Source organism: Hyphomicrobium sp. (assembly GCF_036833075.1).
Classification (GTDB): Bacteria; Pseudomonadota; Alphaproteobacteria; order Rhizobiales; family Hyphomicrobiaceae; genus Hyphomicrobium_C.
In genome coordinates this window covers 1-15,748 of the sequence record NZ_DAITQL010000092.1, presented here as the reverse complement: position 1 = coordinate 15,748, position 15,748 = coordinate 1, and the positions used below count along the sequence as shown (strand labels likewise).

The window sequence follows — 15,748 nt, the reverse complement described above, 5'->3', positions numbered from 1 at the left end:
CAGGACCTCGCCAACACCATCGCAAAGGCAGCGAAGGCGAACGATCCCCTGGTCGCAAGTCCAGACCCGGCCGGCCTGTTCCAGCCCTTCCCGCTCACGCCAGTGCAGCAAGCCTACTGGCTGGGCCGCCAACAGCTCGTCGCTCTAGGCGAGGTAGCCTGTCACGCCTATGTCGAGCTACGCGCAACCCAATTTGACCCTGCAAGGTTCGCTAGCGGATGGCGGCAGGCGATCAGCCGCCATCCGGTGCTGCGGGAAGTGATCGACACGGATGGCGTCCAGCGCGTGCTGGATGGAGAGATTCCATTCGTTATCGAAACGATGGACCTTGGTCACCTTTCGCTCGCACAGGCCGAGGCGGATGTCGTCGGCGTTCGCCGGCAAATGTCCCACCAATTGCTGCCGCCCGACCGGGCGCCGCTGTTCGATGTGAGGGTGACGCGGGTCGCCGAAGACGATTGGCGCATCCACATGAGTTTTGATGCGCTCATTCTGGATGGTGAAAGCATCAACGTGCTGCTGGCCGAAGTCTTCGCGGTCCATGCGGGCCAGCCCCTTTGGCCCGCGCCGGCCTTGACCTTCCGGGACTATGTTATCACCAGCGCCCGAAACGTAGAAGCGCACGCCCGCGCCGAAGCCTATTGGCGGAGCCGTATCGACACTTTGCCGGCGGCGCCAGCGCTGCCGCTCGCGGTCGCGCCCTCGCAGCTCAAAGATCCCCGCTTCAGTCGCCGCGCTGCACGCCTTTCCCCGGAGGTCTGGAGCCGGCTGAAGCGTCACGCCACCGATGCCGGCCTCACGCCGACCAACCTGCTTCTGACAGCCTATGCGGAGGTCGTGGCGACTTGGGCCAGCGAGGACGACTTCACGCTGAACCTGACCGTCGGCAACCGTCCGCATGGATTCGACGGCGTGCTGGGCGTCTTCACCACCTTGCTCCCGCTCGAGATCCGAGCTGCGCGCCAGGGATCGTTCCGCGAACGCGCCTTGGCCCAAGGGCGGCGGCTGGCGATCGATCTGGACCATCTGGCCTTCGGCGGCGTGGAAGTGCAGCGCCTCAAGGCGCAGGCGGCCGGCGACCCCGAGGCCGGCCTGCTGCCGGTGGTGTTTACCAGCGTCATTGGTGAAACGGACGTGACCCTGCCCGAGGGTATTACGGTCGCCCACGCCATCACTCAAACACCGCAGACATGGCTCGACAGCAAGGTCTTTGAGGATGGCGGCCCGGAGGGAATCGGGCTCGGGATCGACTGGGATGCGCCCGAGGCGCTGTTCCCGCCCGGCCTGCTCGACGACATGTTCACCGCCTACGTCCAACGGCTGGAGTGTCTCGCCGAGCCGGAGGCCTGGGACGCCCAGGGCGCGGTGCTGACGCCCTTGGCGCATCAGGCTGTGTTCGCCGCCGCCAACGCGACCCAGGCCGAGGCCAACACGGACCTGCTGCACGCCGGGATGTTGCGGGCGGCCGCTGGGCATCCCGCGGCGCCCGCCTTGATCACCGCAGTCGGAACCATCACGCATGGCTCCCTGCTCATGCGTGCCACGGCGCTGGCTCACGACCTGCGCGCGGTGCTGCAGCCGGACGACGCGCTGGTGGCGATCGTCATGGAGAAGGGACCAGAGCAGGTCGTGGCGGCGCTCGCCGTGCTGCTGGCCGGACGGGCCTTCCTGCCGATCAGCGCCGGCCAGCCTGACGGGCGCATTGCCGGCATCATCGATCAGGCCGGCGTCCGCGTGGCCATCACCCAGACGCGCATCGCGCGCGGCCGAGCCTGGCAGGCGGCGGTCACCCTGCTCGATGCGCCGGAAGCCGACCCGGCTGCGCCTCCACCGCCCTTGGAGGCGGAAGCGGTGTCTCCGGAGGCGTTGGCCTACGTCATCTACACGTCCGGCAGCACCGGCGCGCCCAAGGGCGTCGCCATCGCCCACAGTGCCGCCGTCAACACCCTGGCCGATCTCACCCGACGTTTCGGGGTCACTGAGCGCGACCGGGTGCTCTGGGTCTCCTCCTTCGAATTCGACCTCTCCATCTTCGACATCTTCGGAGTGCTCGGCGCGGGCGGGTCGATCGTCATTCCACCCGTCGAGGGCGCGCAGAATCCGGCGGCCTGGGCCGATCTGGTGCAGGAACACGGCGTCACCCTGTGGAACTCCGTGCCGATGGTGGCCGAACTCATGCTGGCGGCGAGTCCGGCACCGCAAGCCCAGTTGGCAAGCCTGCGGCTGGTGTTGTTGAGCGGCGACTGGATTCCGCTCGCGTTGCCGCCGCGGCTGCGAACGGTACTCGCCGAGGACTGCCAGCTCATCAGCCTCGGGGGCGCGACCGAAGCGGCGATCTGGTCAATCCTTCACCCCATCGCGCATATCCAGCCCGACTGGATATCCATTCCGTATGGTCGGCCGCTGGCCAACCAGCGCTTCCATGTCCTCAAGGCCGACCTGTCACCCTGTCCGATTCACACGCCGGGCAGATTGTTCATCGCCGGAGCTGGCCTCGCCGAGGGCTATTGGCGCAATCCGGAAGAGACCTCGTCCCGTTTCGTGCGTCATCCCGTCACCGGCGAGCGGTTGTACGATACCGGCGATCTTGGCCGGTATCGGCCGGACGGGGAGATCGAATTCCTCGGCCGGCAGGACAACCAGGTCAAGCTGCGTGGTTTCCGTATCGAACTTGGCGAGATCGAGGCGCAGATGCTGAGTCATCCCGCCGTAGAGGCCGCGGCCGCTTTGCTCGTCGCCGATGGCAGCCGGCGTCAGATCGTCGGCTACTATGTGGCCGGCCCCAGCACGGAGGCGGACCTTCGCGCATGGCTCGAAGATCGACTGCCTGACTATATGACTCCCACGGCGCTGATCCGGCTCGACGCACTTCCGCTCACGGGAAATGGCAAGCTCGATCGCAAAGCGCTGGCGGCCTTGCGACCGATCGCTTCGGCCGACGACGCCGAGCCACGGACGCCGGCAGAGAAATGGTTCTGCGATCAAATCGCTAGCTTGCTTGGGTTGGAGCGTGTCGGCCCGGAGGACAATTTCTTTCATCTCGGCGGCGACAGCATCGTCGCTATCCGCCTCGTCAACGCGGCGCGCAACGCCGGGTTCGGCCTTGCCGCGCGCGATGTGTTCCTGCATCCGGTAATCCGTCAGATCGCCGAGCGCTCCACCCAGGCGGACGCTTCCGAATACATTGAGGCAGCCTTCTATCCGGAAGAAACGCTCGCGCATCTCCGGCGAACCCATCCAGAGGCCGAAGACGCCTGGCCGCTCACGCCGTTGCAGCAAGGCATCTGGTTCCATGCGGCCTATGGCGGCGCTGGCGCAGACGGAGAAGATCCTTATCTCGTCCAGCTGATCCTGACCTTCGAGGGCGATCTCGATCCCGAACGGCTACGGCGCAGCTTCAATGCCCTGCTGCAACGTCATCGCAGCCTGCGCGTGTCCTTCCACGAGGATGGCGAGAAGCGCCCGGTACAACTCGTCATGCGCGATTGCAGCCTGGCGTGGCGGGAGATGGACCTGACCCACTTGGCGGCGGAGGCGCAGGCCACCCAGGTCGACGCCTTGGCTCGCGCCGACCGCGCGGAACGCATCGCGCTGGATGTCGCGCCGCTGATGCGTGCGACCGTGCTGAAGCTGGCGCCGGACCGCCACCGCCTGCTGCTCAGCCAGCATCACCTGCTCGGCGACGGCTGGGCGACGACCATTTTCTTCCGCGATCTCGTCGCTCTCTATAGGGCCGACGGCGCGGCCGGCGCACTTCCGCCGCCGGCGGATTTCCGGGGCTATCTGGCGTGGCACGTCGCTCAGGACCGGGACGCTGCGCGCGAGGCATGGGGCCGCTATCTCGATGGTCTAACCGAACCGACATTGGTCGCGCCTGGCGCGAGCCGGGCCGCCTCGGCCCATCAGGCCATGCAGGAACGGCTGTTGAGCCGCGCCTTGTCCGCTCGATTGTCGCAGATGGCCAAAGAGCACGGCCTTACGGTCGCGAGCGTGCTGCAAGGAGTCTGGGGCTTGACCCTGGGCCTGCTGCTCAACCGCACCGACGTCTGTTTCGGTGTGGTCAGCTCGGGGCGGCAAGCGCCGGTCGCAGGGATCGAGGATATGCTGGGCGCCGTCATCACGACGACGCCCGTCCGCCTGTCGCTGCAGGGAGCACGCACCGGCCTCGACCTGCTCCAGGCGCTTCAGCGTGATGCAGCGAACCTCATGCCACATCAGCACCTCTCGCTGATCGAGATTCACAAGCATCTGGGCGTCGAAGCTCTGTTCGATACACTCTTCACCTATGAGAACTATCCGGTCGAGCCGCCGCCGCCCGCGCAGTCGTCCGACGACCTGCCGCTGACGGATGTCAGTGGGCACAACAGCAATCACTATCCGCTAAGCGTCGCCGTCCTGCCGGGGTCGGCGCTAGGCCTGCGGTTCCACTACAACGCCGACCTCCTGCTCTCCGGTGATGTCCGACGCTATGCCGATGCCTTCGTGCGGCTGCTGGAGCAAGTCGCCCGCGCGCCCCTGTATCCGATCGCGCGGCTCGATGTGCTGTCCCCCGCCGAACGCGCCCGGCTGCTGGACGGACTGCCGCAGCCCAAAGCAATTGCGAGCTCTTCCTTGGCTTCACTGTTCGAGGCGCAGGTGGCGGCGACGCCTAGCCTGACAGCGATCGTAGATGGGGAGCAGACCATCGATTATGCAACGCTCGATGCTGAAGCCAACCGGCTGGCCTGGCGCTTGATCAGACTTGGTATCGGACCGGGCGATATCGTGGCGACACAGTTCACCCGATCCGCGCTCATGGTGCGGGCGGTCCTGGCTGTGATGAAAGCCGGCGCGGCCTTCATGCCGCTGGATCCGGATCATCCTTCGCAGCGCCTGGCGAAGTTGCTGGCCGATGTAACGCCCAAGCTCACGCTGACGACAGGCGACTTGTCGGCTCGGTTGCCTACCAACCTCGCGCGGCTCGTCTTGGACGACGCGCCCATCGCCAGCGAGATCGCAGAGGAATCAGAGGTCGCGCCTCGAAACGAAGACCGCACGGCTCCCCTGCGCGGCGATCATCCAGCGTATCTGATCCACACTTCCGGCAGCACCGGTCGGGCCAAGGGCGTATTGGTGCCGCATCGCGGTTTGCCGAGCTTGGCCAAGACCCAGGCGGATCGTCTTGGCATCGGACCGGGCGACCGCGTGGTTCAACTGGCGTCCTGCGCCTTCGACGCATCGGTCTCGGAACTGGCGATGACCTTGACGCGCGGCGCGACACTGGTGATCGCGGGCGCTCACGAGCGCGCCGGTGACGATCTGGCCCGCTTGCTGGACAGCGCCGCCATCACTCATGCCACGTTCACGCCCACCGCGTTACAGACCCTGTCCGCGCAAGCCGGTCGGACCTTGCGGGCGGTCCTCGTCGCCGGTGAAGCTTGCCCCGCCGACCTGGCGGCCGCCTGGAGCGCGCGAGTCCGCCTGTTCAACGCCTACGGTCCGACTGAGACCACCGTCTGCGCGACGATGAGCGCCCCCCTTGTACGCGATGGCGGCGTTCCCATCGGTCGCGCCATTGCCGGCGTGCGTGTCTATGTCCTCGATAGCGCCCTGCGTCCGTGCCAATCTGGAACGATAGGAGAGCTCTACATCGGGGGCCAAGCGCTCGCTGAGGGCTATGTCGCGCAGCCCGCGCTTACCGCCACGCGGTTCGTGGCCGATCCCTTCGCCCGCGCGTCCGGCGCCCGGATGTACCGCACTGGCGACCTCGCGGCATGGCGGGCCGACGGCCAGCTCGATTTTCATGGCCGTGTGGACGACCAAGTGAAGATCCGCGGCGTGCGCATCGAACCTGGCGAGGTGGCGGCGGCCATCGCGGCGATGCCGCTGGTCGAGCAGGTTGCCGTCGACGCCGCGCCGAACGCCGAGGGTCGCATGGCCCTGACCGCCTATGTGGCGCCAATGCGCCGGGGCGATGCGATTGAGGCCCTGCGCCTTGAGTGCGCGCTCGATCATGTGGAGGCATGGCGCGAGGTCGAGGACGATGGCGTCGTGTCCGGTGAGGTCGCCGATCCGACCTTCGATACGCGCGGCTGGAACAGCGCCTACACGGGCGAACCGCTGTCGGCCGCGGAAATGCGCGACTATGTCGATGGCGCCGTGGCCCGCATCGCCGACCTCGCGCCACGTAGGCTCTTGGAGATCGGCTGCGGCGCGGGGCTGATCACCTTCCCATTGCTCGGCGCGACCGAGACCTATGTCGGCGTTGACATCTCCAGACGGCGAATCGCGCATTTGCGATCCCTGCAAGGCGATGCGGTGTTGGTAAATCGCATGCCGGGGCTGGCGCGGGCGAAGTTCCATCGCGCGGCCGCGCACGAGATCGAAGGGCTGGCGCTCGGCCGGTTCGACACAATCATCCTGCCGTCCGTCGCGCAATATTTTGCCGATGAGACCTATCTGGTCGAAGTCATCGCCCAATTGATTGAGACCTCGGTCGAACCGGGCGGGACGATCTTCATTGGCGATGTCCGCCATAAGGGATTGCAGGACGCCTTCAACCTCTCAGTCGAACGGCACCGCTGCCGCAAGGATGTGGATGCTGCGGAACTCCGTGAGCTTGTGCGGCGCAAGGCCGAGCAGGAACGGGAGCTGCTGCTCGACCCCGCCTTTTTCATGGGATTACGCAGACGTTTTTCGCAGATCGTGCAGGTCGAGGTTCTACCGAAAGGGGGAGATTTCCCCGGCGAGCTGAACCAATTCCGATACGACGTGCTGATCCGCACCGCCGGCGATTGCGTTGACGCCTCGGCCTTCGAATGGATCGACGGCGGTTTGGCCGAGATCGACTCCATCCAGGAGACGTTGGCCGCACGACCACCGGTCCTGGCGCTCCGCGCCGTGCCCAACGCCCAGACGATCGCCGCCTATTGCGACGCCACCTGTTTGATCGACGGCGACATGGCGCTGCTTTCGCCCGGCGTTGAGCCCAAAGACCTGCGCCGCCTGGGGCAAGCCCTCGGTTATCGGGTCGATATTAGCCTGGCGGCGGGGCATTTAGGCGGCAGGCTCGATGTCCTGTTCCGGGCCGGCGATGACCGCCCCGTACAAATGCCGGGAAGTGCCACCGGGATGGACGCCAGTCCGCCGGCCGCAAGCCCGCTGGACAGCGCGTTTCGTCAACGCATAGCGCGGCGCATCCGGGAAACGCTCGAGACCAAGCTGGCCGCGCCGTTCATTCCGCAAGACATCGTCCTGATCGACGCCTTGCCGATGACCGCGTCCGGCAAACTCGATCGGCAGACATTGCGCGGCATGGTCCGGCGAGCATCTGGGCTGGCGCATGCGCCCAGGAATGCCCGCGAACGCATCCTGTGTTCGATCGTCACCGACCTTCTGTCGCTCGATGTGGTCGATCTCGACGGCAATTTCTTTCACTTGGGTGGTGACAGCATCAGCTCGATCCGACTCGTCAGTCTCGCCCGGGAGCAAGGACTGGTGCTTTCGCCGCGCGATGTCTTCCTGCACCCGGTGCTGCGGGATCTAGCGGCGGCGGCTCATTTTGGACCGGAGGACCCCGAGCAGGAGGATGTTGCGGAAGGCGGTGTCGCCGCCACGCCCATCATCCATCACGCGACCAGCCGCAGCGATCGCTGGCGCAGCTTCCATCAGGCCAGTGTGCTGCTGACACCGGCCCGGCTGAACGTCGACGCCCTGGAGCGCGCCCTGGCGGCGATCATCGCCCACCATGACGCGCTGCGCCTGACGGTCGATGACGCTGGGGGCATGTTCATTCCGCCGCCGAACACCGGCGAACCCGCGTCGCTCCGCCGGCTGATGACGGCCGAGAACACGGCCGTCGAGCGCGATGCTGCACTGAAGGCGGCATACACGGACGCCGTCGCGCGACTGGATCCGTCATCCGGCCGAATGGTGGAAGGGGTATGGGCCGACGCAGGGCCATCGCAGCTTGGGCATCTGCTGCTCGTAATCCACCATTTCGCGATCGACGGGGCGTCCTGGCGCATCCTGGCTGAAGATCTTGCCCGCGCCTATGCACAGGCCGAGCAAGGCAGACCGATCGATCTCGGCCGGAAGACGACGAGCTTTCGGCAGTGGTCGCTGGCGCAGGCCGCAGCAACCTCCAGTCATCGAAACGAGCTTCCTTACTGGCGGGCCATGGTCGAGAGCGCGGGGCTCGCGTTCACGTCCGACCGACTCGATCCTCGGCGAGACCGGGTAGGAGAGGCCGGCTATATCAATCGTTCTCTGCCAAGCGCGACGACCGGCGAATTGCTCACGCGCGTCCCATCCGTGTTCCGGGCGCGCATCAATGATGTGCTGTTGACGGCCTTGGTGCTGGCGGTCGCCGCCTGGAGCAAGCGATCCGGCAAGGGCGGACGGCCAGCGCTGACGCTGGACCTGGAAGGACACGGCCGCGAGCCGCTGGATGCAGCGGCGGATCTGACTCGCACCATCGGCTGGTTCACCAGCCTCTTCCCGGTGCATCTCGATGCCGGTGATATCGATCTGACCGACGCAATGGCGGGCGGAAGCGACACCGGGCGGGCGTGCAAGCGGATCAAGGAGCAGCTACGCACGCTGCCTCATGCCGGCGTCGGCTACGGTTTGCTGCGGCATCTCGACGATGAAGGACGAACGGCGCTGAGTGGCGGTGCGGATCCGCAAATCGCCTTCAACTATCTTGGCCGTTTCGGTCGTCCACGGAATGAGCCGTTTACCCCGGCCGACACATATGCCGCGGTCTTCGGTGGAGCCGAGCACGACAGGCCGCTGGACCATGTGATCAGCCTGAACTGCGCGGTGCTCGAAACGCCCGACGGGCCGCGGCTAGACGCAGTATGGCAATATGCGCCCCGGCTGATCGGCGAGACGGCGATGCACGACCTTGCCGATGCTTGGAACGCCGCACTCCAGGCACTGGTGCGCCACGCTGCGACGCCCGGCGCTGGCGGGCCGTCGCCCAGCGATTTCGACCTCGTGTCGTATGATCAGGCCCAGATCGACGCTTTCGCCGCGATCGTTCCTGAATTGGATGACATATGGCCTCTCACGGCGATGCAGGCCGGCTTGCTGTTCCATTCGCAGCGGACAGCCGGGCAGGAGGACCCCTATCTCGTCCAGCTTCGGCTCGAACTCGATGGCCCGCTTGATCCGGGGAGGTTGCAACGGGCGCTGAATTCACTGGTCAAGCGGCATTCCGGCCTGACTGTGCGGCTCGCCCATGATCGGCACGGTCAACCTGTGCAACTCGTTCCCTTGCAGGCGTCCCTGCCTTTGAGAAGGGTCGTTCTGAACGATGGCGCACCCGACGAGTCGAATCGGATCGCGGCCGAAGATCGAGCGCGGGGGTTCGAACTCATCGGCGGATCCCTCATACGTGCTTCGCTAATCGAGTTAGACGGCGCGCGCGCCCAACTTCTGCTGACGATGCACCACATGGTCGTCGATGGTTGGTCCGGCGCGCTCTTGCTGCAAAAGCTGGACGCGCTCTACCGTCATGACGGCGACGGGTCCATGCTGCCTCATCCGGTCCGGTTCAAATCCTACCTACGCTGGCTCGGCGCGCAGGATGACGAGGAAGCGCGCAACGCTTGGGGAAACTATCTCGACGGCTTGGAAACTGCCCCGCTGACCGGTGACAACACCGCCAAGCCCCACGATGTGTTGGAAAGCGAACTCAGCCTGTCCTGCGCCATGACGGCCCAGCTGGAAGCTCTGGCGACGGGCGAAGGCGTCACGCTCGCTACTTTGGTGCAAGGCGCCTGGGCGCTGCTGCTGTCGCGGCTAACGGGCCGGAATGACTTCTGTCTGGGCGTCGTCAGTGCCGGCCGCCACGCGGCCGTGCCCGACATCGAACGCATCGTTGGCATGCTCATCACCACCACGCCGGTTCGTGTCACGCTGCGCCGGGACGAGTCTGTGGTCGATTTCCTTCGTCGGCAGCAGCGCGAACAGGGATCTATGATCCCCTATCAGCACCTGCCGCTTTCGGACATCAGCCGGCTTGCGGAAGGATCCTTGTTCGACACGCTGTTTACCTTCGAGAATTACCCCAGCGAGGGCGAGCATGGCCGCGAAGGAGGGCTGCCGCTTGCATCGGTGTCCGGAAGTAGCGGTACGCACTATCCACTAAGCCTGGTCGTTCAGCCCGGATCGGCACTGTCCTTCCGACTCCATCTCAGGGGCAAGTTGGCTTCCGCAGGCGGGCCAGAATTACTGGCGCGGCTTGAACAGCTTCTCAGGTCGATGCTGGCCGATCGCCACGCGGACGTGGCGAGGCTCGACCTATTCCTGCCCGGAGAGCGAACCAGGCTGACCCAGGACAACAATGAGACCGCCGCGCCAGTCGCTGCCGGCACCGTGGTCGATATGTTCGAGGCCCAGGCCGCTCGCAGTCCCGACCGTGGCGCAGTGACCGACATGGGGACGACGCTGAGCTACCGCGAACTCGACGAGCAAGCCAATCGCGTGGCCTGGCGGCTGATCGCCGAGGGCGTGGGACCAGGCGATGTGGTGGCCGTGCAAATGCACCGCTGTTCGGCGACGATCGTCACGATCCTCGCCATCCTCAAGGCGGGCGGCGCGTATCTTCCGATCGAGCCTGACTCTCCGGCCTTGCGGCGAGACTTCAGCCTCGAGCAAACGCAGCCGAAGGTCATAGTCACCACGAGCGACTTTGCGGCGACGCTGGCACCTCGGTGGCTCGGCGTGGCCATCGCCATCGATGCCGCCGAGACGCTGTCGGATTTGGCGCAGCGCGCGTCGCGGCCGCCAAGCGCTTCGGACCGCCGAGCGCAGCTCTCGCCGCAGCACCCCGCCTATCTGATCTACACCTCAGGCAGCACCGGCCAGCCGAAGGCGGTCGTCAACAGCCATGCAAACCTGATGCACTTAATGGCCGCCGCCGATCGGTTCGGCTTCGACGAAATCGACGTCTGGACTTGGTTCCATTCCTACGCCTTCGACTTTTCAGTCTGGGAAATCTGGGGCCCGCTGCTGCGTGGCGGCCGGCTTGTGGTCGTGCCGCAGGCGATCGCGCGGGCGCCGCAAGGGTTCCTTGCTCTGCTGGCAGATGAGCGGGTGACGATCCTCAATCAGACGCCGAGCGCTTTTAACCGCCTACTCCCCTTCAATGGCGACGGCCGAGAACTTGCCGTCCGAAAGCTCATCCTCGGCGGTGAAATCTGCCCGCCCGCAACTGCGGGAGCATGGGCCCGCCATTGCACCGTGCACAACGGCTATGGCCCGACGGAAACCACGGTGTTCGCCACCATGAGTCCGGCGTTGGATGGAACGCGGCCGCCGCCCATAGGCGCTCCGATCGCGAACGTCCGCGCCTATGTTCTGGATGAGCGGTTTCGGCCGTGCCCGACCGGGGTGATCGGCGATCTCTATATTGCCGGAACAGGTCTGGCGCAGGGTTATCATGCGCGCCCGGCGCTCACCGCCGCGCGCTTCGTCGCCAATCCTTTCGAGGATGGGCAGCGGCTTTATCGAACCGGCGATCGCGCCTGCTGGGATGACAAAGGCCATTTGATGTTCCACGGTCGCCTGGACGCTCAGGTCAAATTGCGAGGCTTCCGCATCGAACTGGGTGAAATCGAGGCTGCCCTATGTGCCCGGTCCGATATCGCCCGGGCTGTCGTGCGCGTCAGGGACGAGGCCGAGCGGTCCCAGCTCATGGCTTGGTTGGTTCCATCGAGTCTGATCGCACCAGACATCGATGCGGTAAGACGCGAACTCGCCCAAACGCTGCCGCACTATATGATCCCTGGCCAGTGGCATATCGCGACCGACATCCCACTGACGCCCAACGGCAAGCTCGACCTGGCAGCCTTGCCTTCCGGATCAAAGGATGCGGTCCGCTCTGATGTCGTGGTCCGAACGGGCGCGCCAGAAGAATTGGCGCTCTGCGCCATCGTCGCGGACATCCTCGGTTTGGAGGAGGTTGTCCCGACCGACAACTTCTTTGATCTGGGTGGCCAATCCCTGCTCGCAGCTCAATTGGCCGTGCAGGTCAGCGCGAGGCTTGATCGCGACTTGCCGATCGAAACCATCTTCACTCACCCGGTGATCGCCGAGATGGCTAAGCGGATCGGCGTGGTGGCCGAGCCTGGCACCGCCTTCGATGTCATCCTTCCTATTCGGCCTGAAGGCGCCCGCTCGCCGCTCTTCTGCCTTCACCCTGGAACCGGCTTGTGCTGGCCCTACACGAATCTGCTGGCCGTACTCGATCCCGAACAGCCGCTTTACGGCATTCAGGCGCGCGGTTTCTTGCCGGAGGCGCTGTTGGCCAACTCCTTCTTGGACGTGGTCGACATCAGCCTGGCGGCGATCCGTTCGATTCAACCGGTCGGTCCCTATCAATTGGCCGGCTGGTCGTTCGGCGGTAGTGTCGCCCATGCGCTCGCCACGCGCCTGCGCGCCGAGGGCGAAGAGGTCGAGCGTTTGTTGCTCTTCGACGCCTTCCCGCCGGTTCCCGGCACATCGCCGTCGGAACCCGGCGACGTTTGGAGCGAGATCGCTCACGGCGCCGATCTAAGGAGCGAGGCCACACCGCGGGACGCGGCGCACTTGCTCACTCTGGCTAAGGCGCAGGGGCATGTGTTCGGCAGCTTCTCCCTTCCACAGCTGGAAGCCATGGCCCGTGTCGTCACCAACAATGCCCGTCTTCTATGGGAGGCGCGTTTCGACAAGTTCGACGGCGACGTTACCGTATTCGAAGCGACCCGCGTCACGCCCGGTTTTGACCGATCCTTCACCGATCCAGAGATGTGGCGTCCGTTGTGCGGCACACTGCACATCGTACGGGTGGACGCCGAGCATCATCACATGCTGTCTCCGGCGGCGGTCAGGCAAATTCGGGGAAAAGTGTGACTCTTGATGACCTACTGGCACGCTTTGCCGCCCTGTGCGTGACGGCTGGTCTCGATCTGCGCGAGGGGCAGGAACTGATTGTGTCCGCCCCCATCGAGGCCCAGCCTTTCGTGGGCCACGTCGCCGAAACCGCCTATCGGGCCGGCGCGCCGCTCGTGACATGCCTATACGAGGATCCCGCCCTGATCCGCGCGCGTTTCGATCATGGCGTAGACGAAGCGTTGGACCGCGCCGCCGGCTGGCTCTCCGATGGAGTCGTCAAGGCCTATGAAGGTGGTGCGGCCAGGCTTTATGTCTACGGTCCCTATCCTGACCTGCTGACGGGTGTCGCGCCCGAACGGATCGGTCGCATGCACGCCGCCATGGCGGCAGCCTCGGCTGCCGAGGGCGCTTTCACCGCGGATCTGCGCGTGAACTGGTGCGCCGTCCCTTTCGTAACTCAGAGCTGGGCGCGCATCGTCTATCCGGCGCTGCCGATCGCCGAGGCGACCGACAAGCTTTGGGATGATGTGTTCGACGTCGTGCGCGTGAAGTCGGCGGATCCCGTAGCCGCCTGGCGTGACCATCTGGCGGTGCTGGAGGCGCGGCGCCAAAGGCTTCAGGCCCTTGGCCTTAGCGCGCTCCATTTTGTCGGTGGCGGCACGGATCTCATGGTTGGGCTGGCCGAGGGGCATCAATGGGTGGGTGGTCGATCTCGCGCCGCCAACGGCGCGGTTCCGGTGTGCAACTTCCCGACCGAGGAAGTCTTCACCTGCCCACATCGTGACCGGGTCGACGGCAGGTTGGCGGCCTCGCGTCCGATCGCCCTGGGGGGTATCGTCATTGACGGCCTGGTCGTGACCTTCCGCAACGGGATCGCGGAGACTATCGAGGCGCGGGAAGGGCAGGAGATGCTGGAGGGGCTGCTCTCCGGCGATGCGGGCGCAAGGCGGCTGGGCGAAGTTGGCTTGGTGCCGTGCAACTCGCCGGTCGCACGCAAGGATGTGCTCTTCTACAATACGCTCCTCGACGAGAATGCCGCCAACCACATCGCTTTCGGCCAGTCCTACTCGGCTTGCATCGAAGCTGGACGTGACCGGGAGGCGGCGGGCGCGAACGCCAGCGCCCTGCATATCGACTGCATGTTCGGCCATGACGCGATGGATGTGGATGGCGTTCTGAAAAGCGGCGAACGTCGAGCGATCATGCGGGCCGGTGATTTCGTGTTGGATTGACCGGTCGGCCGAGGGGTCTCATCAGCTCGGTTGCGTCAGAGTGTGGCTGAGCGTGCCGGGCGCGATGTCCTGACTTCGCACGAGCGTTCGCCGAGTTGCTTCAAGGGAAGGACCGGCTTCAACCCGATTGGCAAGCGTTCGCATTTGATCGCGTAGCCCTTCGGTCAGCAATTCATCCTTACCGTCCCACGACCATGGAATTCGGCGCCGCAGAGCCGGAACATCGTGAGCAAGACGACGGACCTCCGACAGCAGCACATCAGCATAGGTGAGGCTTTCCAAGCTGATCGTCAGATGGAGTGAGTGCACGTCAGTGCATCTAGCAGCGTGCATGACGCCGCGTGGAAGGTAGAGAACATCGCCGAGCTGCAGCACCAGGCTTTTCCCCGAGCCAAGAGGCTTGTAACGCTCCGGTTCCCAAGGTGTATCTGTGGTGGGAAGGCTCGTCTGATCGATATAATCTTCGTAGATTGTCCAATTCTTCGCGCCGCCACACTGGACGATGAATCCATCGGAAATATCGAAATGAGCAGGGAAACCCGCGCCGCCCATCGGGGCCAAGTAGAGGTTTACTTGGCACTTGGCCAAGAAAAGCTGCTCGAGCTGACGCAAGGTATGTTCAACCGATGGACTTGCATTCTGGAGATCCCGAACGCGAACCATCGCCCCCTGTCGAAGCTGATCGATGAGTACCGCGAGATACGAACGGCCGGTCTTGTGCTGCAGATCGCCAAGACGGACCAACTGGCCCTTCGAGAAAACGTCGATCGCCTCCGGTCGAATCCTGGCAGCGCCAACATCCGCTTCGAGCTGATCGGCCGTATAGAATAAACTTGAAATGTCGTTCTGTGAAAAGGCACTGGGATAATACGCCCAGCGACGTTCCCGCACCTCTTCGTTGAACCGATTAATTGTCTGTCCCCCGAACAGACGGGAGATCTTGTCCTCGATCACACAAGGTGCAGACGAAGCGCTTTTCTCGACATTGTTCATCCGCTGTCCGCCGTTAGAACATTGGGCACACATTACGGAGTGGGTAACGGAGTGTGCATCTCGTTCTGCAGTTGATGTTAAGCGGAGAATTTCCGATTAAGCAAGCGCCAAGGTTCACGACGTGCTGATCGCGGACGGGATTATGACGGCACGGACGGAGGGGGCGTCGCGGGCGGGCGGCTCTCGTCGCCACCGCTATCGAACATCCTGCTCGATGACCTCAACAAGGAACTGGAGCGGCGCGGCCACGCCTTTGTCCGCTACGCCGACGACTGCCACATCTATGTGCAGTCGAAACGAGCGGGCGAGCGGGTTATGGAGTTGGTTTGGATGTCCGCTCCCAACCGACATAGCCCTTGGTGGAACGCCGGTACCAGCCACATGCACGTTGCCTACCGCGCCGCTTCCTTCCACAATCTCGGGCTGGTCAACCTCCTTGATCGGCACAGCCGCCTAAGCTACGGTTCATGAACCGGCGTCTACGGAACCGCACGCACGGCGGTGCGGGAGAAGGGACGCCGCAATGCGTCGGCTCTGCCCGATTCGACTGCCGGAAGCATCTAGTCTAGGCCGCTGCCTGGAACAGGGTCGACAGAAAGTTGCTTACGTTTTTCGCTGCGAGGTTGGCTTACGATATACCGACAGTTGTCGAATGGGGGCCT

Annotated in this window: 3 protein-coding genes and 1 pseudogene; 3 read left to right on the top strand and 1 reads right to left on the bottom strand. The window is 64.7% G+C overall.

Going from position 1 to position 15,748, the window contains the following annotated elements; all coding sequences use genetic code 11:
• Positions 1-18 precede the first annotated feature (18 nt).
• Positions 19-12,879: an amino acid adenylation domain-containing protein gene (locus V7082_RS18670; protein WP_334150927.1), complete on the top strand. Its 12,861-nt coding sequence runs from the start codon at positions 19-21 to the stop codon at positions 12,877-12,879.
• Positions 12,876-14,093 carry an aminopeptidase gene (locus V7082_RS18665; RefSeq protein WP_334150926.1) on the top strand — a complete coding sequence of 406 codons (1,218 nt, stop codon included), beginning with the start codon at positions 12,876-12,878 and terminating at the stop codon, positions 14,091-14,093. The genes V7082_RS18670 and V7082_RS18665 overlap by 4 nt, the downstream gene beginning before the upstream one ends.
• Positions 14,094-14,114: 21 nt before the next feature.
• Here V7082_RS18665 and V7082_RS18660 read toward each other — a convergent pair whose 3' ends face one another.
• Complete coding sequence (locus tag V7082_RS18660; RefSeq protein WP_334150925.1) at positions 14,115-15,086, bottom strand: JmjC domain-containing protein; 972 nt, start codon at positions 15,084-15,086, stop codon at positions 14,115-14,117.
• 168 nt (positions 15,087-15,254) lie between these two features.
• On the opposite strand from V7082_RS18660, the pseudogene V7082_RS18655 reads away from it, so the two are divergent.
• Positions 15,255-15,413: pseudogene (locus tag V7082_RS18655) on the top strand (group II intron reverse transcriptase/maturase); the annotation flags it as partial.
• Positions 15,414-15,748: the final 335 nt, after the last annotated feature.

Bases quoted from the DNA above. Each gene is read 5' to 3' on its own strand.
- V7082_RS18660 (WP_334150925.1), bottom strand. From the start codon at position 15,086: ATGAACAATGTCGAGAAAAGCGCTTCGTCTGCACCTTGTGTGATCGAG.